We start from the raw sequence: 22,986 nt of genomic DNA, 5'->3' as shown, positions 1-22,986 counted from the left end.
TGCGGATGATGCGAGTGATCAAAAATAATACTGTTGCTCTAATGATACTTACATTTGTTCTGAACGTGGTCAGCTTTGGAAAGAATCTTGTAATCGCATATTTTTATGGAACGAACACGGAATACGATGTCTTTGTATTAGCGCAATTTATCCCGCTGCTGATATCCGGTCTCATTATGGGTTCGTTGCAAGGAGCTCTAATCCCCATTATCATATCGGGGAAAGATAAATATGGCGAGCTTGAAATGCTCAAGATTTACAAGAGTATTAGTTTACTCGTCGCTTTGTCGGTGACGGTTATCGCGATCGCTTTTTCTATATGCTCCTATCAACTTCTAAAAGCTATCCCGATCGGTTTTGAAGGTGAGCATTTCTTGTTGCTTGTCTCATTGAGCAGTGTTCTTATTTTTGTGTTGATCCTAAATTGTATCGTCGTACTGTTAAGAAATTTGTATAACGCAAAACATCAATTTATTTTGCCTACTTTTTCTACAATGTTTGGTTACGTTGCCTCCATTCTATATATAGCAATCGACCCTGGAAAAGATATGTATACCCTCTGTTTCAGTCTATTATTTGGAACAGCTGTGGAGGCAATGATACAAATTGTATTTTTGCGTAGATCAGGGATAGTGTTGCCAAAGGGATATCGATTTAAAAATCCCGATGTAAAAAGAGCATTGTTATTAACCATCCCCCTAATGTTGAGCGCCACTTTCGGTTTGGCCAGTCCAATGATTGGTCAGATTTTAGCGAGCAACTTGTACGAAGGAGCAGTCTCTTCGCTCAATTATGCCGAGAAACTGGATTCGATGTTAAGACAAATCTTTATCGTCACGATTTCGAACACCATGCTTAGTTCCTTTACAACATGGGTGTCCAGAGGCGATATTAAAACCCTTAAGGAAAAGGTAAACGATATTTTCGCTTTGTACGGGATGATCTTGTTACCGCTAGCCGTATATATCGTGCATTTTTCGCCTTATATCGTGAAACTGTTGTTTGAACGGGGGGAGTTTACATCGGTATCCACCCGTTATACATCTAGTGTTTGGGGAATATATTCACTTGGTCTCTTTTCGTTTTTATGCGGCATGATTTTGGCGAGAATTTACAATGCATTGCAAGATGCAAAATATCAGGTTCTTGTTTCTTTAATCGGCTTATTTACGAATATAGGATCAAGCCTCGTTTTTATGAAACACTACGGACATAACGGGATTGCGCTCGGCACCGTTCTTACATCGGGTGTAACAACCGTCCTTCTTTATTACTTCATGACTAAAAAAATAGGGAGTATCCTTACCAGACGCACTTTGATCGTTTTAATGAAGGTTTTCGCAACGAATGGATTGCTGTTCGGCCTCGTCTACCTCCTTAAACGGTTATTTATTCCAAGCGGAATGTTGGCAGAGTTCATATGGATCGTCATTTCATTCATGTTTCTTACGGCTGCTGCGTCAGTTCTATACAAATGGTTAGGATTGAATCCGACTCTGGCAACTAGGAGGGTATGGAGTGAACGGCTCAGGAGAGAAGCTTAAAATTGTCTATATCATCGGTACACTCATCCCCGGAGGGGCGGAAAGGCATTTAATCGAATTAATGAAATCTCTAGATCGATCTGAATTTCACCCTATCGTTTATTGTATGAACGACAAGGGAGTATTGGCCGAACAAGTAGAAGCCATGAGCATACAGGTAAAACCTTTCGGCTATAAGACAGATCCTACCGACAGCATTGGCGTAAAAATAAAGAAGGTTATCCGCTTGATCTTGGATTTAAGAAAAAGCTTGAGAAAGGATCGGCCCCAAATCGTCCATTCTTATCTTTTTTGGCCGAATACATTTGGTACCATAGCGGCCAAGCTAGCCGGGATCAGGTTTACGATTACTAGCAGGCGGAGCTTGGGATTGTTCAAAAACGGCCGTCCAATGATGCAGAGAATTGAGAATGCGATTAATTTGCTCACTGATGTCATTACCGTAAACTCTCAAGAAGTTTTAAATGATACGGTTCGACGAGAGAAATATGTACGTGATAAGCTGGCGCTCGTATATAACGGAGTGGATCTTAATAAATTTTCTACTAGCCCCGGAATGCGAGAAGTATGGAAGCGTGAGCTTAAAATACCTGCTGATCATCTTGTCATTACGAATGTGGCAAATTTGGCATTATGCAAAGGGCATGTGGAGTTTCTGGAAGCGGCAGCGGAATTATTAAAATCGAATCCGAAGCTTACATTTCTTCTTATAGGACGGGACAGGGGAATGCTTGACAGTTTAACCGATTTAGCTCGTGAACTTAAGATTTCGAACAATGTCCAATTTTTGGGGGGATGCAACAATGTAGAAGAGATCTTAAACACTTCCGATATACAAGTTTTGAGTTCCTATGAGGAAGGGTTCTCGAATGCAATTCTAGAGGGCATGGCGGTATCCTTACCGATGGTTGTAACGAATGTCGGAGGAAATGCCGAGGCTGTTATTGATGGATACAACGGATTTGTGGTGCCTCCGAAAAATTCCATTGCATTGGCGAAAGCAATGTCCCGGTTAATTGAAGATGTCGGGCTGCGGCAAACAATGGGATGGAGAGGGAGGACGAGGGCTGAATCGTTATTTGGCCTGCAAGCAATGGCTGATTCATACAGATCGCTTTACTTGGAGTTGATGGATAAAGGGCGGATCGCGAGTTATGCCGGTAAGGGGGCCCAATATGAATCCGGCTAATCGACCTTATGCCTCTCTTGTACTGAATGGATCCCCGACGTGGGGAACACATCTTGTGAACATGTTTGTAATACCATATGCTTTTATCACCTGTGCGTTCTTCTTAACTTCAACCGATTTTTATATGTCCAATCGAAATATGCTGCCCCTTGCACCGATTTATTTAGCCATGGCTCTTCCAGCTTTGGTTATTTTTTATGTCCTGTGCAAGGATATCGTTCGTGATCGCGGGAAGGAATTGATTCGACTATTTACGTTTTGTAAAGAGCCTATTATTTTTTACTACTCGTTTGCAGTAATCGGCCTTCTATATTGCTTGCACCCTGGTGTATCTGTAGAGCTTTTAAACAACGGGGTCTATCATGCACTATACGCCTTCTTATGTCTTTTCTTTTTAGCGTTTGCTCGGATTCGCAGCCTGCTTCCTATTGTCCGGTTTATATTCATTGCCGCATTTCTGATTTATTTTGCTACCGTCATGATTGATGTCATGCAAGGCAGTTTTACAAAGAATGAGGGAAGGGCCGCAGGTTTTGCCGTTAATCCGAATACCGGGGCGTTTACTCTCATTATGTTGTTGTTATTGAGCTTAAACTGGTCGCGTATGAAACTGTTTGATGTTTCGTTATGTTGTGCTGCAGGATTAGGAGTTTTCGTTACCTATTCTCGGGGTGGTCTTATATTATTCGTTTTATCAATGACCATCTATTTGGCGAGAATCATATATTGCCAAAAACCGTGGACGAAACCGACAAACGCCTTGAGATTCCTAGTTATTTCCTTGATTGTATTTTTGGGGCTCTCTATCGGGCAATCGGTTTTAAATGGTGTCTCTGCCTTTAACCAAGATGATAGCACAAGGTTGCAGGATGTCCTCTCTTTAGTTCGCGGCGACAACGATGCGGTTATGCAAGACAGCAGGGTTGATCTGGTTGTAGAGTATTGGCGGCTTATAAGTGAATCTCCAATACTTGGATATGGGACCGGGTTTTCGGATTCACGTCCCGCGGGCCCTCACAACATTTATCTACAGCAGTGGGTTGATTATGGAGTTATTGGAGTGGCCGTTTATACGCTTGGCCTCCTAAGAATGTTTAGATTTTTCATGCAACGGCAGGATTACCGAGGGATGACTTTCCTGCTCATCACTGCCATCGAAGGCTTTTTTAACGATGATATGCTGCTATTTCGTCCTTTTCTGATTGCGCTTGTTTTCTTATTCGTGATGGCCTATGCGGAATCGCAAAGCGGAGCAGGTTCTGGTTACAGCAAGAAGGAGTGTGCATAAGCATATGCGCAAAAAAATACTGTTCGTTCTGCCCTCGTTGGAAGGGGGAGGGGCCCAGCGCGTTTTGCTGATGCTGTCAAAGTACTTTGATAATTCGAAGTACGAGATCAGTTTAGCGGTAGTCCATTTCGAAGGCTCATACAAGTCACAGGTACCTGACAATGTTCAAATATATGATCTTGGGGTCAAGAGGGTCAGGCAAATGATTATTCCGTTCTTGAAATTAGTGAGAAGGTTACGGCCCGATACTATTTTTTCAACCCTCGGCTATTTGAATATCGCTTTGGTTATGCTGCGACCTTTCCTTTCTCGTGCAAAGTTAGTCGTTCGAGAAGGGAGCATCGTTTCTGAAAGTATCAAACGAAGTAAATATTCATTCGCATGGCCTTTTTTATATAAGACATTGTATAAAAAAGCGGATTTAATAATTTGTCAATCCCGATATATGTTGGAGGACTTAGGACATCACTTTTTGATCCCGCAAGAAAAAATGAGGCAAATATACAATCCAATTGATTTCGATACGATCCATCTTCAAGCCGATTCTTCGGATAACCCCTACCAAACCAATGGAAAGATTGGAACGAATGTTTTGGCCATTGGCAGGTTGAACCCGGAGAAAGGGTTTCATCGATTGATTCAGTCTTTGCCCGAGTTATTGAAAGTAAAGCCGGACGCAATGCTCTGGATTTTGGGAGTAGGTCCATTAGAGCAGGAACTTCGAAGCTTGAGTGAATCGCTTGGAGTTGGGGAACGGGTTGTTTTTAAAGGTTTCGAGAACAATCCGTATCGCTGGCTTAAACACGCAGACTTATTCGTTTTGCCTTCCTACTACGAGGGGCTGCCAAACGTGCTGTTGGAAGCGATCGCTGTCGAGTGCCCCGTACTGGTCGTTAATCACCCTGGGGGAACGAAAGAAATTATGGAGATAACGGGGATGGCAGGCCGCATCGTAGAACGGTTGGAATGGAGAGCAGACTGGTTTTCTAAACCAGACCCTGGCTCCTTGCAGAAATTGAAGGATCATTTCGAAGTTAAAAAGATTGTCCAACAATATTCCTCGGTCATGTAAGACCGAAGGGAGGAGATGCAGGCAGGATGTGTGGAATTGTCGGATTTGTCCAAAAGAATTGTGGTATATCCCACGAACATCTCCTTGTAGAGATAGAGAGGATGTCGGACCGAATCGTGCATCGCGGTCCCGATTCTTCAGGAGCATGGACGGATCCCGAAGTTGGGTTGGTACTGGGCCATAGAAGGCTTTCAATCGTTGATCTCACTGAGGAAGGCCATCAGCCCATGATGTCTCAAAGTGGCCGCTATGTCATCGTGTTTAATGGGGAAATTTATAATTTCAATGATTTACGCCAGGAGCTAGAAAGCCTGAACAGTCAGATCGTAGTCAAATTTCGGGGCAGATCGGATACGGAAATCATGCTCGCCTGTATAGAGCAGTGGGGGCTACAAGCAGCCGTTGAACGGTTTGTGGGAATGTTTTCATTCGCCTTGTATGATCGCCTTGAGCGTAAGCTTTATCTGATCCGTGACAGGATGGGGGAGAAACCGCTCTATTATGGATCCGTACAAGGTGCGTTCATATTCGGCTCCGAATTGAAGGCTTTAAAGGCCTATACGGGATTTTCATGCCAAATAAACCGAAACGCGCTTGCCCTATATTTAAGACATAATTACATTCCTGCTCCCTATTCGATATACGAATCGATATATAAACTGCCGCCGGGGCACATGCTCTGCCTGGATATTAAAAACCATAACTATCGGATAACCCAGTATTGGACGATGGAACAGGCAGCCGACATGGGGAAAAGGGCAATATTTACCGGAACCGATGAAGAAGCAATTAACCACTTAGAAAATTTACTAGGTGGCGCGATTCGCCAACAAATGGTAGCTGACGTTCCGTTAGGTGCTTTCTTGTCGGGTGGGGTTGACTCTTCCACTGTTGTGGCGCTAATGCAGGCGCAGAGTGGACGGCCGGTCAAAACGTTTACAATAGGTTTTTACGAAGAAGGATTCAACGAAGCAGAACACGCCATGGCTGTAGCACGGCATTTGGGAACGGATCATACCGAGATGTATGTAACCCCGCGCCAGGCAATGGAGGTTATCCCACTACTGCCGCTACTCTATGACGAACCGTTCTCGGATTCTTCGCAAATTCCTACTTATTTGGTAGCTCAGCTTGCAAAGCGGCATGTTACGGTCTCCTTGTCGGGTGATGGCGGGGACGAATTATTCGGCGGCTACGGGCGTTACATGAAAACGGCCCACTTGTGGAACAGGCTGAACACAGTACCTTCCGTAGGGCGAAGAGGATTGTCCTCCGTTATCCGGGCAATACCGCGGAAATCGTGGGATATCCCTCTCCGTTGGCTATCTCCTATTTCGAAGAAGCGAGAGAAGATTACCACGTTTGGCGATAAGCTGTACACGTTGGCAGACATGTTGGCAATTAGAGACTCAACACGATTTTACCGAAGGGCCGTTTCTCATTGGCAAAATCCCGGAACAGTGGTTATTGGGGGCACGGAGCCGGTAACGATTTTTGACTCCAAAATCCCGGAACAAATCTCGGATTATTACGAGAGAATGATGTACTTCGATAGTATAAGCTACTTGCCGGATGATATTTTGGTGAAAGTCGATCGGGCTGGTATGGGTGTTAGTCTTGAGTCGCGTATACCTATGCTGGATCATCGAGTTGTAGAGTTCGCTTGGCGCCTTCCATTGTCCATGAAAATACGGGAAGGACAAGGAAAATGGCTTCTTCGTCAAGTCCTTTACCGCTATGTACCACGTAGCCTAATTGATCGCCCGAAAAGAGGATTTGCCGTGCCGATCGATTCTTGGCTGCGAGGGCCGTTAAAAGAGTGGGCCGAACATTTGCTTGACGAAAAGCGTATGGAAAAACAAGGGTATCTGCACGTAGCACCGATCCGAGAAAAATGGGCCGAGCATCAGTCGGGCAAGAGAAACTGGCATGGATATCTATGGGATATTCTGATGTTCCAAGCTTGGTTGGAACAACAAGGTGGATAAATTCAAAAAAATGAGGTGGAGTACATGACTACTATACTGGTTACCGGTGCGGCAGGCTTCATTGGTTTTCACCTGTCGAAGCGGCTTCTTCAAGATGGTTATCGTGTTGTCGGGATTGATAATATAAACGATTACTATGACGTTAATTTAAAAGAAGCACGTCTCGGGCAATTACTTGCCGAGCCCAATTTTTCATTTGTAAAAGAGGATCTTGAGAATAAAGAAGGGATCATGAGACTATTCGATGAGAATCGTCCTGATACAATAGTTAATTTGGCGGCGCAAGCCGGAGTTCGTTACAGTTTGGTAAATCCTTATGCATACATAGATTCCAATGTGACGGGTTTCATCAATGTGCTGGAAGCGTGTAGGCATTTTAAAAGTGGCCACCTGATTTACGCTTCTTCCAGTTCGGTTTACGGAGCGAATTCAAAAATGCCGTTCTCGGTTCATCATAACGTTGATCACCCTATAAGTCTGTACGCGGCAACGAAAAAATCGAATGAGTTGATGGCGCATACCTACAGCCATTTGTTCGGCCTGCCAGTTACGGGGCTTCGCTTTTTTACCGTTTATGGCCCCTGGGGCAGACCCGATATGGCATTGTTTTTATTTACGAAATCGATATTGAGTGGAGAACCAATACAAGTATTTAACAACGGGAAAATGCGGAGGGACTTTACTTACATCGACGATATCGTAGAGGGAATTTCAAGACTTGTAAAAAGGAAGCCCGAACCTAATCCGCTATGGTCTAGCGATAGCCCGGATCCTGGAACAAGTTATGCGCCGTATCGACTCTATAATATTGGCAACAATCAACCGGTGGAGTTGATGGAGTTTATCGCAGTGCTGGAAGAGAAGTTAGGGCGAAAAGCACAAATGGAGTTTTTGCCACTACAGGCCGGGGATGTCCCGGAAACTTTTGCTGATGTCGGCGATTTGATCAGAGATGTCGGGTTTAAACCGAAAACCTCTATTCGTGAAGGGATCGGCAAATTTACCGAATGGTACACACAATATTACGGGGTGACTAGCAAATGAAAAGAAAGATTGGAGTAGTCGGCCTTGGGTATGTCGGGCTCCCGGTTGCAGTTGCGTTTGGAGAACTTCAACCGATAGTAGGATTCGACATTAATCCGCAGCGTATCAATACCCTGAAGCAGGGAAATGATTATACGGGGGAAGTTAGCGTCGAAGAGTTGAAAGGCGCTGCAATAGAATATACGAACGACCCGCAATATTTATCGAAATGTGATTTTATCGTTATCGCCGTTCCGACGCCTATTGATGAAGCAAAAAAACCGGACTTAAACCCTTTGATCAAAGCTTCCGAAACAGTCGGTCGCCATCTTCGTCCCGGTACGATCATCGTATATGAATCTACCGTTTACCCGGGAACAACAGAGGAAGTGTGTATTCCCGCACTGGAGAAAGCCTCCGGATTAAAAGCGGGAATTGATTTCTTCGTAGGCTATTCCCCCGAAAGAATCAACCCTGGAGACCGCAATCATACGTTCAAGAAAATAGTGAAAGTAGTATCAGGACAAGATGAAGCTACACTTCAAGTAATCGCTGATGTTTACCGCTCCGTTGTCGAGGCGGGCGTTTATCGCGCCCCGTCCATTAAAGTGGCAGAAGCGGCCAAGGTAATCGAAAATACGCAAAGAGATTTAAACATTGCACTTATGAACGAATTGGCCATTATTTTCGATCGATTGAATATTGAAACGTCTGAGGTACTTAAGGCAGCAGAGACGAAGTGGAATTTCCTGCCTTTTACTCCTGGGCTGGTAGGAGGACACTGCATTGGAGTCGATCCCTATTATTTAACCTACAAAGCCGAGAGTGTGGGGTACCACCCTCAGGTAATACTGGCAGGAAGACGTATTAACGATTCGATGGGCTCGTTCATTGCCACTTCCCTTATCAAACAGATGATTTTATCGGGTATACCGATTCAAGGTTCGATCATTACGATTCTGGGCGTTACTTTTAAAGAAAATGTACCGGATATTCGAAACTCCAAAGTTGTCGATATTGTAAAGGAACTTCGGGAATTCGGCTTGCAAATCCAGTTGTGCGATCCACTGGCCGATGAAGAGGAAGTTCAGCACGAGTACGGACTTTCTTTAATGCAATTCCAGATGCTGGAAAAATCCGATGCCGTTTTACTTGCGGTCCCTCATGAGATTTTTACGCGGATGGGCTGGGACCAAATCGGTTCATTAATGAAGGACAGAAAAGGAATTGTATTTGACGTGAAGAGTGCGTTGGAAGTAGCGGCGTGCCCGGAAACGATTACGCACTGTAAATTGTAATCGCAAGGGGGAAACGGTTTGAATAAGAAAGTGATGTACATTACTGCGAGCACTCCTTGGGGTAAAGGGGAAACATTCATTATAGAAGAAATCCGGGCTTTGAAAGAGCTCGGACACGAGGTATTAATTGTACCCAGAAGCCCTGAAAAGGATGTTTTCAACGAAAAGGCAAAAGAATTGACTGATGATTCTATCCCCCTGCCGTTAATCAGTCCTGGCATCCTTTTTGTCTTTGCGTTTTCGCTCTTGACGAACTTGGCGGTTTGGAAAGTGTTGAAAGATATTATTGTACACTCGCGGACTATAAAAATGGCGATTAAAAATTTGTCTGTTGTTCCAAAAGGAGTGTTCATTTACCGTATTTGCGGTAATCGAAACATAGGTTTTATACACGCGCATTGGGGTTCAACACCTGCAACTCTAGCATACGTGATTGCAAAATTATCGGGTATTCCCTGGGGCATGACACTTCATCGTTGGGATATCGCGGAAAATAACATGCTACAGCAGAAAGTGGCTTCAGCCTGTTTCACGAGATGTATCGCGGATGATGGTAAGAGAGAACTGATCGAACTGATCGGAGACGGATACAACGATAAAATTAAGATCATCTACATGGGAGTTTGGATGCCGGAAGAAACATGGGTTCCCTCAGAGTTACAGGTAGAGAAGCCGGTTGTCATCGCATGCCCGGCCAATTTAATAGAAAAGAAAGGACATCGTTATCTTATTGAAGCTTGCAAAATTTTGAATGAACGTAAAGTAAACGATTTTCAATGTTTGCTTATGGGCGATGGCCCTTTGCAGGAAAGCTTGCAACAGCAAGTGAAGGAGTACGGCTTGGCGGGAAAAGTCTTGTTCAAGGGTAGGGTGCCTCATAATGAAATTATATCGATGTATCGAAACCAAGAAGTCGATATCGTTGCGTTACCCAGTATTATAACCGATGACATGGAGCGAGAGGGGATCCCTGTTTCGCTGATGGAAGCAATGGGTTATGGGATTCCTGTTATCTCTACGAATACTGGTGGTATTGGCGAATTGATCGCAGATGGAACCGGATTTCTAGTAGATCAAAAGAACGAGGTCCAGTTGGCTGATTGCCTTGAGCTTTTAATTAATGAGCGAAACAAACGGCGTTTGGTCGGGGCTGCTGGACGCGTGTGGGTATCGGAACACTTTAATATCGTCAAAAATGCGCAAAAGATCGTCAACAGTTTTCAACAAGGCAGCAGATTGGCAGGCTAATCAGGCCGATCGAACGGTTTGGAAAGGGGAAAACGGTGAAAATTCTGCTGTTGCATCAGTATTTTTTGGATGACGGGGAACCCGGTGGGCTGAGATTCAACCAGTTTGTGAAGTATTGGGAAGAGCAGGGTCACGAAATCACAGTTGTGGCAGGGAACGTGAACTATTCGACAGGAAAAAAGCAAAGACAGTACAAGGGCAAGTTCATCTCCAAACAAAAAAAGTCGGAGCAAACAACAGTATATCGGACTTATGTATCGGAAGCATACAATAGTTCCTTTGCCGGAAGATTATGGGCGTATATGTCATTCACAGTTTCCTCGTTCGTTGCATGTTTGCTGAAAGTTCCAAGGCATGACGTTTTAATTGTAACTTCTCCTCCTTTGTTTGTCGGTATTACGGGCATCCTAATCAGTTGGTTCAAGCGTGTTCCGATGGTGTTCGAAGTGCGAGATTTATGGCCAGAATCGGCTATTGATACAGGAGTTTTAAAAAATAAATTTCTTATACGGGCTGCATACATTGTGGAGAAATGGTCATATCGATTCGCCAAAAAAATCAACGTGCTTACACCCGCTTTTCAAGATAAGCTGGTTCGGGAGAAAGGGGTCCCGAATGAAAAGATTATCTTTGTACCGAACGGCGCAGATTTAGATGTGTTTCAACCTGGAGAAACGGACAATTGGGTGCGCGAGAAGTATGGATTAAACGGCAAATTCGTTGTTTCTTACTTTGGAGCACATGGTGTGGCGAACCATCTGATATCACTGATTCATGCGGCCGAGGCTTGTAAAGATTTGCAGGATGTTATATTTTTGCTTGTCGGAGACGGTATGGAAAAAGAAATGCTGCAAAAGGTTGCGCAGGAAAAAGGGCTTCGAAACATTTTGTTTGTGGCACCACAACCTAAATCAGTAATGCCGGACTTTTGCCGAGCTTCGGATGTTTGCACCGCAGTTTTGCAAAAAAACGATACATTTAAAACAGTGTACCCGAACAAAGTTTTTGACTATATGTCATGTGCAAAGCCTATTCTAATTGGAATTGATGGCGTTGCGCGAGAGTTGGTCGAAAAGAGCCATTCCGGCTATTTCTTCGACCCGGAATCGCCCATGGAGTTTAGGCAAAAGTTGTTGCTACTCTACAAAGACAGGGCTCACGCGAAACAACTTGGGGAGAAGGGGTATGATTTTGTCAAAAATAATTTTTCACGCAAATCACTTGCATTCGAATATGAGCGGGAACTTTTACAGGTAACGAAAAAGAATTCCACAGAAACGGCTTATTTTCGCCTTTGATGATACAAATCGTCTCGCGAAATGACGCCTGACTACACATTATGTATCAATAATGTAGGAGGAGAGAGTCAGAGATGTTTAAAAAAATATGTGTTATTGGGTTGGGGTATATAGGTCTACCATCTTCTTTGATGTTTGCCAAATCTGGCTTTGAGGTTGTAGGCGTGGATACAAACGAATATATCGTTCAATCTTTGAATAACGGTAATCCACACATCGAAGAAAAGGATTTATTGGAGATATTCGCTGAGGTTAGGTCCCATCACTCATTCCGTGCAACTACGTCTCCAGAAAATGCCGATGCGTTTATGATTGCTGTTCCTACTCCTGTTAATGCGGATCATTCAGCCAATCTTGATTATATCGTTGCGGCAACAAAATCAATTCTTCCTTTCTTAAAGGCAGGGGACACTGTTATTATCGAATCCACGATTCCTCCGGGAACTACGGTGGAGGTGGTGGGGAAACTAATAGGCAATAGCGGCTGGCATGTCGGGGAAGAAATCTATCTAGCTCACTGTCCCGAACGCGTCTTACCGGGGAGGATATTCCGGGAACTGGTAGAAAACAACCGCATTATCGGCGGGTTTAACATAAAATCGGCTCAAAAAGCGGCTGAGCTCTATCGACCGTTTGTTCAAGGTGAAATCACCCTGACTTCTTGTGCTTCGGCCGAAATGGCAAAGTTAATGGAAAATACGTTTAGGGATGTTAACATTGCATTGGCTAACGAGCTTGCTCGAATTTCCGCTTCGGTAGGAGTGGACGCGCTGGAAGTTATACAACTTGCCAATAAACACCCACGAGTAAATTTACATTCGCCGGGACCGGGCGTGGGTGGTCACTGCATTGCCGTCGACCCGTACTTTATCATCGAAAAGGCGCCTAATGAGTCAAAGTTGATGGCGACGGCAAGAGATATTAATAATAGGATGCCTGAATACGTGGTCCAGCAAGTTGAAAAGCTGGTTCCGCCCTATCAAGGCCATCCGGTAGCTGTCTTCGGATTAACATACAAAGGAAATGTGGATGACATCAGGGAAAGTCCGGCCATCGAAGTGGTAAATTTGCTTATTCAAAAAGGGTACATAGTGAAGACTCATGATCCCCACGTACAGCCGGACCATTGTCCTTTCCGATTACATGCTCCGGAAGAAGCACTGGAAGACGCCCACTGTCTTATCGTCTTAGCCGATCATAACGAATTTCGATTAATCGATGATACATGGTTAGTCGGTATGCGGACACCAACTATTCTCGACACGAAGAAGTGTCTTGAATTCGGCGAGAATTCGAAAGTTTTTCATTATCATTTTGGTAATTTACATGTACTAAAAAATCGGGAGCCAGCTACCGTTTATTAACGGACAATTGGATGGAGTGGTTATGAAACTTAAACGAGGGTTCGATCTGACTGTCGCTCTTGTGGGCCTTCTTATTCTTTGGCCAATCATGGCCATCGTTGCTCTATTGGTTCGTATTCGATTAGGGAGTCCGGTTATGTTCAAACAAGTTCGTCCGGGTCTGCATGCAAAACCGTTCAATATCTATAAATTCAGGACGATGGCGAATCTATACGACAGCGCTGGTGAGCTATTACCGGAAGAACAACGGTTACTGCCTTTCGGTATTTTCCTTCGGAAGTATAGCCTCGACGAGCTTCCGCAACTTTTTAATGTAATAAAAGGCGATCTTAGTCTTGTAGGCCCAAGACCTTTGTTAATGAAATACGTTTCGCTTTATAGCGAGGAACAGGCTCGTAGACATGAAGTAAGACCCGGCATAACAGGGTGGGCTCAGATTAATGGAAGGAATAGCCTCTCCTGGGAGGAAAAATTTGCTCTGGACGTATGGTATGTGGATAACAGATCTTTTGGAATGGACCTTTATATTATTGGGAAGACGGTGATGAAGGTGTTCCGATCTGAAGGTGTTAATTACTCGGAGCACGTGACCATGCCGGAATTTCAGGGAAACTCTCGAAAAGCGGGCGGTTAAAAAGTGAGCGATTCGAAGAAAAAAATTGTAATTGTAGGTGCGGGAGGACTAGGAAAAGGGATTGCTCAATTGATTAAAGATATCAACCGAGTGGAGCATGTTTGGGATTTGCTCGGGTTCTTTGACGACGATCCAGAATTACAGGGGAAAAAGGTGTCCGGTTTACCTGTCTTAGGAAGATTGGAGGGGCTTGGGGATACCGATTACCGCAACGTGTACGCGATTAGTGCAATTGGCACTTCGGTTGGTCGCGATCGAATTATTAACAAGGTGCTAGGCATTAATCCCAGCATTTCGTTTCCCATATTGGTTCATCCTACGGCAATTATTGGTGACGATACGGAAATTGGCGAAGGGACAACGGTTGGAGCGTACTCAATCATCGAACCAAACAATAGGATCGGAGCCAATGTTTTGATACATTACGGCTGTACGATCGGACATGATTGTGTGATCGAAGACTTTTCCACAGTGCTGCCAGGGACGAATATATCGGGACATGTAAAGCTTTTTTTTGGCTCCTATCTCGGCTCGAATTCGACCGTTTTACCGGGAACGGCTATTGGTCCTTTTACTATAGTGGGTGCAGGAGCGGTTGTGGTCCGCTCTTTGCCGGGCAGATGCACGGCTGTTGGAGTTCCTGCGAAGTTGATCAAAAAAAACGACGAAGTCTGAAGTTTAAATAAGGGAGTGGAGTAGCAAATGTCTCTTTTGCCCAAAAAGGTATATTTATCGCCGCCTCACATAGGTGACTTGGAAGTGGAATATGTTAAAGAAGCATTTTCTACGAATTGGGTAGCCCCGCTCGGTCCACACGTAGATGCCTTCGAACGCGAGATGGCTGAATACGTTGGAACAAAAGGAGCAGTAGCATTAAGCTCGGGAACCGCAGCTTTGCACATGGCTTTAAAAGTATTGGGCGTCGGCACTGGCGATACAGTTTTCTGTTCGACACTAACATTCGTAGCAAGTGCAAATCCGATTCTTTATCTTCAAGCGTTGCCGGTTTTTATTGATTCCGAACCTGGAACATGGAATATGTCCCCGCAAGCGCTTGAGCGTGCGCTTTCGGAATCAGTAAAAACCGGTCGACTTCCCAAAGCCGTCATTGTTGTCAATTTATATGGGCAAAGTGCCGAGATGGACCCGATTACAAAATTATGCAAGGCATATGGCATTCCTTTAATAGAAGATGCCGCAGAATCATTAGGTGCTTCCTATAAAGGACGCTCAAGCGGATCTTTTGGAGATTTTGGCGTTTTTTCTTTTAATGGAAATAAAATTATTACAACTTCTGGGGGCGGCATGCTCGTTTCCGATGATACTGCGTCCCTAGAAAAAGTCCGCCATTGGTCCACTCAAGCCAGAGACCCGGCAAGACATTACGAGCACAGCGAGGTCGGATACAACTATAGGCTGAGCAATGTCTTGGCGGCTATAGGTAGAGGGCAACTTCAAACGCTTGAGGAACGAGTAGCCTCGAGAAGGCAAATTTTCGAAAAGTATAAAGCCAGATTCGGTGATCACCCTGGAATAAAATTTATGCCAGAGGCGCCAAATGGGCGTTCTAACCGATGGTTAACCGTTATGACGATTGATCCCACTCTGTGCGGAATAAGCGCGGCAGATTGCGTGGATCGGTTAGCTCAAGATAACATCGAGGCGCGCCCAGTGTGGAAGCCAATGCATTTGCAACCTCTATTTCGGGGGTATGAATATTTCGCTCATTCGGAGCAGACAAGTGTTTCGGATGATCTGTTCGCCAATGGCATATGTCTCCCTTCCGGAACGAATATGTCCGATGACGACCTGGAAAGGGTGTTCTCGTCCCTGGACGGTTGTTTGAAAAGGGCTGTAAACTTATGAAATTGCTTGAGCGTCCTAGCGTCAAGGGTTTGATCGGTGAACTAAACGATTTTATAACCAACGTACAGAGTGAAAGTGATGAAGAAGATAAGACCGTTTCTACGTATGTAGAAAGATTAAAAGTCATATTGCAGAAATATGTAGCGGAACAAGAGGTAATTGACCGAGAAGGGGAAATAACTAGTGAAAGTTAAGAAAGCTATAATACCGGCTGCAGGGCTTGGTACCCGTTTCTTACCCGCAACGAAAGCTCAGCCTAAAGAAATGCTTCCTATAGTCGATAAGCCAACCATTCAATACATTGTTGAGGAAGCAATTGCATCGGGAATCGAAGATATTATGATCATCAGTGGACGTGGAAAAAGAGCTATCGAGGATCATTTTGACAAGTCTTATGAGTTGGAAGATGTTCTTCTGAAGAAGGGGAAAATGACTGAGCTTGCGGAAATCCGGAGTATTTCGGAAATGTGCAACATTCACTATATTCGCCAAAAAGAACCTCTTGGGCTCGGGCATGCAATTGGATGTGCCCGAGCCTTTATCGGCAACGAACCGTTTGCGGTCCTTCTTGGCGATGATGTTATACAATCGGAAACGCCATGTTTAAAACAATTACTTGATGTTCATCGAAGGTACCAATCTTCAGTCGTTGGCGTCCAAAGCGTACCGGAAGAGGATGTATCCAAATACGGCATTGTATCGCCGCTACAGGGAGAATTAGGCCCAAACGTAATAGGGGTTGAATCTTTTGTCGAAAAACCCGACATCCGTTCTGCCCCTTCAAATTTGGCGATTATGGGAAGGTATGTGCTTCGGCCCGAAATTTTCGATGTGCTGGAGTCTTTGGAACCTGGTGCTGGTGGTGAGATACAACTAACCGATGCCATAAAGAAACTAAATAGTTGGCAGCAGGTGCTAGCATATCGATTTGAGGGTAAGCGATACGATGTTGGAGACAAACTCGGATTCATGAAAGCATCGATCGATTTTGCTTTGCAACGTGAAGATTTGGTTGAAGATGTCATGACTTATATGCGTGAAGTGCTCGAAAAGCAGCTAGCTATAGCAAGCCGGCAGTGATCCTCATTCAATAAAACTAGTTGAGAACGTTACTCAATGGGGGAGACAGTTTTGAAAAGAATGTTTGATCTCACTCTGTCTTTGCTACTACTGATCGGGTTATTACCTCTAATAGTTGTTATTGCTATACTCATTCGAATCAAGCTGGGCCCCCCGATCGTTTTCAAACAATTGCGTCCAGGCTTTAACAGAACCCCCTTCTATATATATAAATTTCGCACTATGACAAATGCATGCGATTCGGAAGGCAATTTATTAAGCGATGCTGAGCGTTTAACAACGTTTGGTGCGCTGATTCGCAAAACAAGTTTGGACGAATTGCCGCAATTGATAAATGTCTTAAAAGGCGAAATGAGTCTAGTCGGTCCTCGGCCGTTATTAATGCGGTATTTGCCTTTTTTTTCTGAAAGGGAGCAGAGGCGGTTTTCTGTACGTCCAGGAATAACGGGCCTCGCTCAAATTTCGGGAAGAAACGGTCTTTCTTGGAATGAACGATTGGAATTGGATGCGCAATATGCAGAGAATCATTCCATTTTGTTAGATATAAAAATATTATTGATATCGCTAACCAAAGTGTGGAAGCGGGAAGGCTACTATGAAGTAACGAACCGGCAGTTGCCGGATTTAGACGTGGAGCGGTGTTCTCTTCTTACGTCTGATTGAAAGGTCAAGGTGAAAAATACGGTGTCGGAGCATACTTCAGTAAGGACGAAAATAGTATTACTGGGTTCGATCGGAACTGCGGTCGAATGTTTGGAATGGCTGTTGGAGCAACCCGATTTTGAAGTGTTGGGAGTAATCTGCAGTAGGGAAAGGAAATCTAAATGGAGAGAAGCAACAGGGGACAGAGACATGCAGGAAGTTGCTCCATTGTTAGGGGTACCTATATTCTCGTTAGATGATTTGCCGTTGATTGAAGCCGACCTCGGTTTAGCCATTAGATTTCATCAGATCCTTGAAAGGAAACACTTGGGGAGGTTCAGATTGGGCATTGTCAATTTGCACGGTGCACCTCTTCCCGAACTACGCGGCTCGATGTGCGATGCGGTTGCCCTAATGGAAGGCGCCAGCTCTTTTGGAGTAACCTTGCATTGGATGGATGAAGGAGTCGATACGGGGGATATTCTTGCAGAATGCAGATTTCCCGTTTCTAAACGAGAAACCGTTTATAGACTATTCAATCGGTGTAACGAAACAGGGTTGAAGCTCGTCAAAACGTATTTGCGCGATATTGCGGAAGAACGTCGCTCCGGGGTACCTCAGCGGCAGATTATAGAGGAAAAGAAACTAAACGTTCGAACATTTACCCGTAAGCGGGTTCTCCAACAAAAGAAGGTTGACCCGAATGAGCCTGAGCGTTGGTGGAACATTGTACGCGCTTTTCAATTTCCCGGTTATGAACCTGCTTATATAGAAACTTCGGATGGGCGGATATACTTGAGCATAAACGACAACGTGCCAGAATATTTCGAGGAGTCTGAAAAACGATGAAATTCGAGGTCATTAGCGGGGATAATCAAGAACGTTGGAATCATTATATTCTTCTTCTCCCGGAAGCGGATATTTATTTCACAGCTGAATATTGTAAGATTTACGAAAAAAATGGTGAAGGTAAAGCAACATTGGCGGTGTACGAAGATGGAGATAATATAATTTGTTACCCCTATCTTCTTCGAAGTATTAATCATTTGCCTATTATTCGTACCCTTGACCTGCAAGAGGAGTGGTACGATATTACTACGCCGTATGGGTATGGGGGGCCTATTTCAAATATCAAGGAACCGCAAAAACGGGAACGATTGTTTGCAGATTTTCAAAAGCGCTTTGGACAATATTGTCAAGAAAACAGAATAATAGCCGAGTTTGTACGGTTTCATCCCATCTTGAAAAACTACGAATATTACCGGGCGGTCAACCCAGTTTTCATGCGCAATACGATTCATGTCAGTCTTGAAGGGACCGAACAAGAAATTAATCAACGGTTTAGCCCGGATAACCGGAATCGGATTCGCAAAGCAAAGAAGGAAGGGCTGACAACTAATTTCTCTGACCCGAAACGATTAGAACATCTAGTTAGGCTGTATTACTCCACAATGGACCGCAAACATGCCAATGGTTATTACTATTTTAGCGAAAATTTCTTCACAAATACGGTAAGTTTACTAGAAGGACATGTACAGTTAATTGAAGTGAAAGCCGGAAATCTAGTAGTAGCCTCATCGTTGTTTATGCATTACAACAAATATGTACACTATCATCTAATGGGAGCAAGTCGCGAATATTTACGTTTAGCTCCTGTAAACTTATTGCTTAGCGAAGCGATTCAATGGGCTAAAGACAAAGGTTACCAGTACATGCATCTTGGCGGGGGCTATACCGGGAACGATAATCTGTTTCGCTTTAAACGGACATTCAATTCTGAATCCGTTCTTGACTATTATATAGGCCGAAAGGTTCATCTCCCGGAAGTATACGGTCATATATCCAAGTGTTTAAACATGAGCGATGAATATTTCCCCGTTTATCGGCATCCTTTGCTTGAACAGCATATTAGAATGACGGCCACAACGATTTCGTAAAGCGGACATATTTGGAAAAATCGTCCATGTTAACCGTTTGAAGCATATAAGAACCCTTATCTGTAACTAATAGGAATTTCCTATATAGCGATGAAATGGGGTCGGATTTATTAATGGCGGTCCTCGATCAATATCTCCCTTCGTGATCTTCAAAAAAAGGGAAATCGGTTGAACCCGATTTCCCATACCAACCTTATTTCGCGAACAGCTTCCGCAAATTTTCCCCGTAAGGCGCCGTCACGACGCCTTTCTCCGTAATGATTGCGCTGACGTATTCGTGGGGCGTGACGTCGAACGCCGGGTTGTACACTTTGACCCCCGCCGGTGCCGTACGCTTACCGAAGCCGTGCGTCACTTCCTCTTCGCCGCGCTCTTCGATCGGAATCTCCGCGCCGGTCGGCGTGTTCAAGTCGATCGTGGAGAGCGGACAGGCCACGTAAAACGGGATGCCGTGCGCTTTGGCGAGCACCGCCACGCCGTACGTGCCGATCTTGTTGGCGACGTCGCCGTTGGCCGCTACGCGGTCCGTGCCGACGATGACCGCTTGAACCCACCCTTTGGACATCACCATTCCCGCCATGTTATCGCAAATAAGCGTGACGTCGACGCCGGCCTGCTGCAGCTCGAACGCGGTCAGCCGCGAGCCCTGCAGAACCGGGCGCGTTTCGTCGGCGAACACTTTCACGTCCCAGCCGCGTTCCTTCGCCAAGTAGATCGGCGCGAGCGCCGTGCCGTACTTGGCCGTAGCGAGGCCGCCGGCGTTGCAATGGGTCAGAATGCCGACGCCGTCGTGCAAAAGCGTCAACGCGTGCTCGCCGATGAGGCGGCACGTTTCCTCGTCCTCCGCTTGGATTTGCTTCGCCTCGTCAAGCATGGCGGCCTTCAATGCGGCGGCGTCAGTCGTCTGCCCTCCGGCCAGAAGGGCTTCGGCTTTCGCCTTCATCCGGTCGAGCGCCCAGAACAGGTTCACCGCGGTCGGGCGCGACGTGGCCAAATAGTCGGCCTGCCGGACGATTTCGGCCCGAACCTGCTCCGCATCCCCCTCCGTATTCCGTACTCCGAGATAGACGCCGTAGGCGGCGGCGATGCCGATGGCGGGAGCGCCGCGCACCTTCAGCTGGCGAATCGCTTCCCAGACGTCTTCCGCCGTTGTAAGAGGGAGGAAGACGATTTGCTCGGGCAGCAGCCGCTGATCGAGCAGGTCAAGGCGGTCGCCCGCCCAGGCGACTGACTGGAGCGGCGTTTCGGCAAGGCCGGATCGAGCGGCATCGGTTGTCATCTTTTCCATGGTAGTAGCTCCTTCCGGCTTGAATTAGCGAATGGCCTTTTCGGCGATGTCGATCAGCTCGTCGATGGAGGTTGCTTGACGGTTACGCATGATAAGCGATTTGCCGATCGCAAGCGCGAGGCGCTGCGCGCGTTCCTTGGCACCTGCATCCGGAATCGTGTCGATGTCGGCGACGTGGGCGAGACCGACGACGCGGCGCACCATCTTGCATCCGGCGTAGCCGATCGTATCTTGCAAAAGCTGCTCCACGTAAACATCCTGGAAGCCGCGCGTGCCGGATATCCGATCGACGTTGTGCGCGTTCCAAAGGGCGCGGAATTCCGCCTCGAACGTCGTCCAGACGTCTTTGGCCGTCCGCAGCAAATAGTCGCGATAGGCGGCACGGCTGTTCGCGTCGGGGCTCCACCCTTCCTGCCCGGCAAAGTTGAGCAGCAGATTGGCGAGAACGGCGCCGATATCGAAGCCCATCGGACCGTAGTAGGCGAATTCGGGATCGATCACCTTCGTCGAGCTCTCGGTGACGAAAATGCTTCCCGTATGCAGGTCGCCGTGCAGGAGCGCCTGCGCTTTCGTCAGGAAGCCGTGACGGAGACGGGCCACCTCGAGGTGAAGCGCCGTATCGCTCCAGAGCGCCTCGGCTTCGTCGCGGATCGCTTCGTCGAAGCTGTTCGTATCTGCGTTCGTATAGGGATGATCGAAGATCAAGTCCTCGGTAATTTTGCACAGATCGGGGTTGACGAACTGCTTCGTCCGCTCCTTCTTCTCCTGCTGGTTCATGCCGAGATCCGACGTGAAGAACAGCGTTCGGGCGAGGAAGCGGCCGATATGGCCGGCGAATTCGGGATACGTCCGGCGCTCGATCAGTCCTTTGCGCATGATGATATGGTCGCTCAAATCTTCCATAACGGTCAGAGCGAGTTCAGGGACGTACTTGTATACGCGCGGCACGAGATCCGGGCACAAGGAGCCCTCGATCTGCAGCGCTTCGCTTTCGATCCGGGCGCGGTCAAGCGACAGCGGCCACGATTCGCCTACCACTTTAGCGTAAGGAAGCGCCTGCTTCAAAATGATGCTCGCCCCGGACGCGGGATCGCTGATATGGAAGACGAGATTCAGGTTGCCGTCGCCGATTTCGCGGCACGACAGCTCGGCCCCCGCCGCGAACAAATCCGGGATCGTTCTGGCGAAGTCGATGGCTTCCCGTTCGGAAAGCGGGTGATACTGCGTCATAACGCACCTCCGTCGAATGGTCGAACTCTTTCCTTAGTATAAGCGATTTCGCCCTGCGGGAAAATACCGAGTTTACACATAGGTATAATGCATAATAGTTGGAGCTACATAAAGGAACCGGAGGAAAGCCAAAATAGGAAGCGAAAAACGTTTCAAAATCCGTTTTCCGCGGGTATGTAACCTATGTAGCGAAACCGATAAGGGAGGCTGGCAGTCATGACAACGACAACGAAAACGAAACCCGGTACAACGTCTAAAGCGGTCATCGAGGCCGTCAATAAGCAAATTGCCAATCTAGGCGTGCTGTACATCAAAATCCACAATTATCATTGGTTCGTAAAGGGCAAGCATTTTATTCCGCTCCATCAAAAATTCCAGGAGTTGTACGAGCTGGTTGGCGAGCAATTGGATGAGCTTGCCGAACGTCTGCTCGCTGTTCAGGGGGCGCCGATCGCGACAATGAAGGAAATGCTCGCGATCGCATCGGTGAAGGAGGCGGCGGGCCACGAAGGCGCCGACGATATGGTCCGGACGCTGGCGGCCGACTTCCGTACGATGATCGGCGAGCTTCGCGAAGGCATCGAGCTGTCGGAGGAGGCCGGCGACCATACGACGGCGGATATGCTGACCGGCATGCAGGCCGAGTTGGAGAAACAGGCGTGGATGCTCGACTCTTCGCTCGATTAAAGTATGAATAACGTAACAATAATGAAGAAGCGGGCTATCGTATCGGATCGCCCGCTTCCTTTTTATTTTGTCTTGGACTACTTCCGGTGTTCGACCAAATCGATCGCCCCAAGCACGATATGGGCGAGCCCGAAGCCGACGACGCCCCAGCCGACGGCCGGGAATTTGCCTCGCAGCGCGACGCCCGATGCGGTAACGGCCGTACCGAGAACGGTGGGCACCAATCCTTCTCTCATGTTTGTCCCCTCCTTTCGCGGTCGGTTGTCGGCAATACATGCACGATTGCTTTACTAGCATCGGTTTTTCGGGG

At 46.4% G+C, this 22,986-nt stretch carries 22 protein-coding genes; 19 read left to right on the top strand and 3 right to left on the bottom strand.

Features of this window, described 5'->3' with window-relative positions; all coding sequences use genetic code 11:
* The first annotated feature begins 14 nt into the window (after window positions 1–14).
* The 18 genes from murJ to DLM86_RS01730 all read left to right on the top strand — a co-directional run bounded on the left by murJ (window position 15) and on the right by DLM86_RS01730 (window position 19,471).
* On the top strand, window positions 15–1,544 hold the full coding sequence (murJ, locus tag DLM86_RS01810) for a murein biosynthesis integral membrane protein MurJ (protein WP_158289274.1): 1,530 nt from the start codon (window positions 15–17) through the stop codon (window positions 1,542–1,544).
* Entirely contained in the window at window positions 1,519–2,733 is a 1,215-nt protein-coding gene (locus DLM86_RS01805) for a glycosyltransferase (protein ID WP_110838240.1), read from the top strand. Before murJ ends, DLM86_RS01805 begins: the two co-directional genes overlap by 26 nt.
* Window positions 2,720–4,021 carry an O-antigen ligase family protein gene (locus tag DLM86_RS01800; protein ID WP_158289273.1) on the top strand — a complete coding sequence of 434 codons (1,302 nt, stop codon included), beginning with the start codon at window positions 2,720–2,722 and terminating at the stop codon, window positions 4,019–4,021. Before DLM86_RS01805 ends, DLM86_RS01800 begins: the two co-directional genes overlap by 14 nt.
* A 4-nt stretch (window positions 4,022–4,025) precedes the next feature.
* Window positions 4,026–5,093, top strand: a complete 1,068-nt coding sequence (locus DLM86_RS01795) for a glycosyltransferase (RefSeq protein ID WP_158289272.1) — start codon at window positions 4,026–4,028, stop codon at window positions 5,091–5,093.
* A gap of 26 nt (window positions 5,094–5,119) precedes the next feature.
* A complete protein-coding gene (asnB, locus tag DLM86_RS01790) occupies window positions 5,120–7,081 on the top strand; it encodes an asparagine synthase (glutamine-hydrolyzing) (protein ID WP_110838237.1) in 1,962 nt (653 codons plus the stop codon).
* Between the two features lie 24 nt (window positions 7,082–7,105).
* Window positions 7,106–8,125: an NAD-dependent epimerase gene (locus DLM86_RS01785; protein ID WP_110838236.1), complete on the top strand. Its 1,020-nt coding sequence runs from the start codon at window positions 7,106–7,108 to the stop codon at window positions 8,123–8,125.
* Window positions 8,122–9,402 (top strand): nucleotide sugar dehydrogenase, encoded by a 1,281-nt coding sequence (locus tag DLM86_RS01780; protein ID WP_110838235.1) that lies wholly within the window; start codon window positions 8,122–8,124, stop codon window positions 9,400–9,402. The genes DLM86_RS01785 and DLM86_RS01780 overlap by 4 nt, the downstream gene beginning before the upstream one ends.
* A gap of 18 nt (window positions 9,403–9,420) precedes the next feature.
* A complete protein-coding gene (locus tag DLM86_RS01775; protein WP_110838234.1) occupies window positions 9,421–10,650 on the top strand; it encodes a glycosyltransferase in 1,230 nt (409 codons plus the stop codon).
* A gap of 35 nt (window positions 10,651–10,685) precedes the next feature.
* Window positions 10,686–11,948, top strand: coding sequence for a glycosyltransferase family 4 protein (locus tag DLM86_RS01770; protein WP_110838233.1), 1,263 nt, complete (start codon window positions 10,686–10,688; stop codon window positions 11,946–11,948).
* A 74-nt stretch (window positions 11,949–12,022) separates the two neighbouring features.
* A complete protein-coding gene (locus DLM86_RS01765) occupies window positions 12,023–13,312 on the top strand; it encodes a nucleotide sugar dehydrogenase (protein ID WP_110838232.1) in 1,290 nt (429 codons plus the stop codon).
* Between the two features lie 22 nt (window positions 13,313–13,334).
* Window positions 13,335–13,946 carry a sugar transferase gene (locus DLM86_RS01760; protein ID WP_110838231.1) on the top strand — a complete coding sequence of 204 codons (612 nt, stop codon included), beginning with the start codon at window positions 13,335–13,337 and terminating at the stop codon, window positions 13,944–13,946.
* A gap of 3 nt (window positions 13,947–13,949) precedes the next feature.
* Window positions 13,950–14,621, top strand: a complete 672-nt coding sequence (locus DLM86_RS01755; RefSeq protein ID WP_110838230.1) for an acetyltransferase — start codon at window positions 13,950–13,952, stop codon at window positions 14,619–14,621.
* 27 nt (window positions 14,622–14,648) lie between these two features.
* Window positions 14,649–15,812 (top strand): DegT/DnrJ/EryC1/StrS family aminotransferase, encoded by a 1,164-nt coding sequence (locus DLM86_RS01750; RefSeq protein ID WP_110838229.1) that lies wholly within the window; start codon window positions 14,649–14,651, stop codon window positions 15,810–15,812.
* Window positions 15,809–16,006: a hypothetical protein gene (locus DLM86_RS31690; RefSeq protein WP_146250132.1), complete on the top strand. Its 198-nt coding sequence runs from the start codon at window positions 15,809–15,811 to the stop codon at window positions 16,004–16,006. Before DLM86_RS01750 ends, DLM86_RS31690 begins: the two co-directional genes overlap by 4 nt.
* The gene (gene galU / locus DLM86_RS01745; protein ID WP_110838228.1) at window positions 15,996–16,892 is read left to right on the top strand and encodes a UTP--glucose-1-phosphate uridylyltransferase GalU; all 897 of its coding nucleotides are present in this window, start codon (window positions 15,996–15,998) and stop codon (window positions 16,890–16,892) included. The genes DLM86_RS31690 and galU overlap by 11 nt, the downstream gene beginning before the upstream one ends.
* 51 nt (window positions 16,893–16,943) lie before the next feature.
* A complete protein-coding gene (locus tag DLM86_RS01740) occupies window positions 16,944–17,555 on the top strand; it encodes a sugar transferase (protein WP_281272069.1) in 612 nt (203 codons plus the stop codon).
* Between the two features lie 189 nt (window positions 17,556–17,744).
* The gene (locus tag DLM86_RS01735; RefSeq protein WP_110838226.1) at window positions 17,745–18,383 is read left to right on the top strand and encodes a formyl transferase; all 639 of its coding nucleotides are present in this window, start codon (window positions 17,745–17,747) and stop codon (window positions 18,381–18,383) included.
* Window positions 18,380–19,471, top strand: coding sequence for a lipid II:glycine glycyltransferase FemX (locus tag DLM86_RS01730; protein WP_110838225.1), 1,092 nt, complete (start codon window positions 18,380–18,382; stop codon window positions 19,469–19,471). The genes DLM86_RS01735 and DLM86_RS01730 overlap by 4 nt, the downstream gene beginning before the upstream one ends.
* Before the next feature lie 193 nt (window positions 19,472–19,664).
* On the opposite strand, the gene mtnA is transcribed toward DLM86_RS01730, so the two are convergent.
* Both mtnA and mtnK read right to left on the bottom strand, forming a co-directional pair.
* Window positions 19,665–20,759: an S-methyl-5-thioribose-1-phosphate isomerase gene (mtnA, locus tag DLM86_RS01725; protein ID WP_425453930.1), complete on the bottom strand. Its 1,095-nt coding sequence runs from the start codon at window positions 20,757–20,759 to the stop codon at window positions 19,665–19,667.
* Window positions 20,760–20,783: 24 nt separating this feature from the next.
* Entirely contained in the window at window positions 20,784–21,989 is a 1,206-nt protein-coding gene (gene mtnK / locus DLM86_RS01720) for an S-methyl-5-thioribose kinase (protein ID WP_110838224.1), read from the bottom strand.
* Window positions 21,990–22,205: 216 nt separating this feature from the next.
* Here mtnK and DLM86_RS01715 point away from each other — a divergent pair, with 216 nt between their 5' ends.
* Window positions 22,206–22,676, top strand: a complete 471-nt coding sequence (locus DLM86_RS01715) for a Dps family protein (protein ID WP_110838223.1) — start codon at window positions 22,206–22,208, stop codon at window positions 22,674–22,676.
* Between the two features lie 77 nt (window positions 22,677–22,753).
* On the opposite strand, the gene DLM86_RS01710 is transcribed toward DLM86_RS01715, so the two are convergent.
* Window positions 22,754–22,912: an asparagine synthase gene (locus DLM86_RS01710; RefSeq protein ID WP_110838222.1), complete on the bottom strand. Its 159-nt coding sequence runs from the start codon at window positions 22,910–22,912 to the stop codon at window positions 22,754–22,756.
* Window positions 22,913–22,986 lie beyond the last annotated feature (74 nt).

It is taken from the genome of Paenibacillus flagellatus (assembly GCF_003217775.1).
GTDB lineage: Bacteria > Bacillota > Bacilli > Paenibacillales > NBRC-103111 > Paenibacillus_AB > Paenibacillus_AB flagellatus.
This window is presented reverse-complemented; position numbering and strand designations above follow the sequence as displayed.

Coding starts and splice junctions, on each gene's coding strand:
- DLM86_RS01715 (WP_110838223.1), top strand. CDS start 22,206: ATGACAACGACAACGAAAACGAAACCCGGTACAACGTCTAAAGCGGTC.
- DLM86_RS01710 (WP_110838222.1), bottom strand. CDS start 22,912: ATGAGAGAAGGATTGGTGCCCACCGTTCTCGGTACGGCCGTTACCGCA.
- DLM86_RS01730 (WP_110838225.1), top strand. CDS start 18,380: ATGAAATTCGAGGTCATTAGCGGGGATAATCAAGAACGTTGGAATCAT.
- DLM86_RS01735 (WP_110838226.1), top strand. CDS start 17,745: ATGCAGGAAGTTGCTCCATTGTTAGGGGTACCTATATTCTCGTTAGAT.
- DLM86_RS01780 (WP_110838235.1), top strand. CDS start 8,122: ATGAAAAGAAAGATTGGAGTAGTCGGCCTTGGGTATGTCGGGCTCCCG.
- DLM86_RS01765 (WP_110838232.1), top strand. CDS start 12,023: ATGTTTAAAAAAATATGTGTTATTGGGTTGGGGTATATAGGTCTACCA.
- DLM86_RS01760 (WP_110838231.1), top strand. CDS start 13,335: ATGAAACTTAAACGAGGGTTCGATCTGACTGTCGCTCTTGTGGGCCTT.
- DLM86_RS01750 (WP_110838229.1), top strand. CDS start 14,649: ATGTCTCTTTTGCCCAAAAAGGTATATTTATCGCCGCCTCACATAGGT.
- DLM86_RS31690 (WP_146250132.1), top strand. CDS start 15,809: ATGAAATTGCTTGAGCGTCCTAGCGTCAAGGGTTTGATCGGTGAACTA.
- DLM86_RS01795 (WP_158289272.1), top strand. CDS start 4,026: ATGCGCAAAAAAATACTGTTCGTTCTGCCCTCGTTGGAAGGGGGAGGG.
- DLM86_RS01785 (WP_110838236.1), top strand. CDS start 7,106: ATGACTACTATACTGGTTACCGGTGCGGCAGGCTTCATTGGTTTTCAC.
- mtnK (WP_110838224.1), bottom strand. CDS start 21,989: ATGACGCAGTATCACCCGCTTTCCGAACGGGAAGCCATCGACTTCGCC.
- mtnA (WP_425453930.1), bottom strand. CDS start 20,759: ATGGAAAAGATGACAACCGATGCCGCTCGATCCGGCCTTGCCGAAACG.
- DLM86_RS01800 (WP_158289273.1), top strand. CDS start 2,720: ATGAATCCGGCTAATCGACCTTATGCCTCTCTTGTACTGAATGGATCC.
- asnB (WP_110838237.1), top strand. CDS start 5,120: ATGTGTGGAATTGTCGGATTTGTCCAAAAGAATTGTGGTATATCCCAC.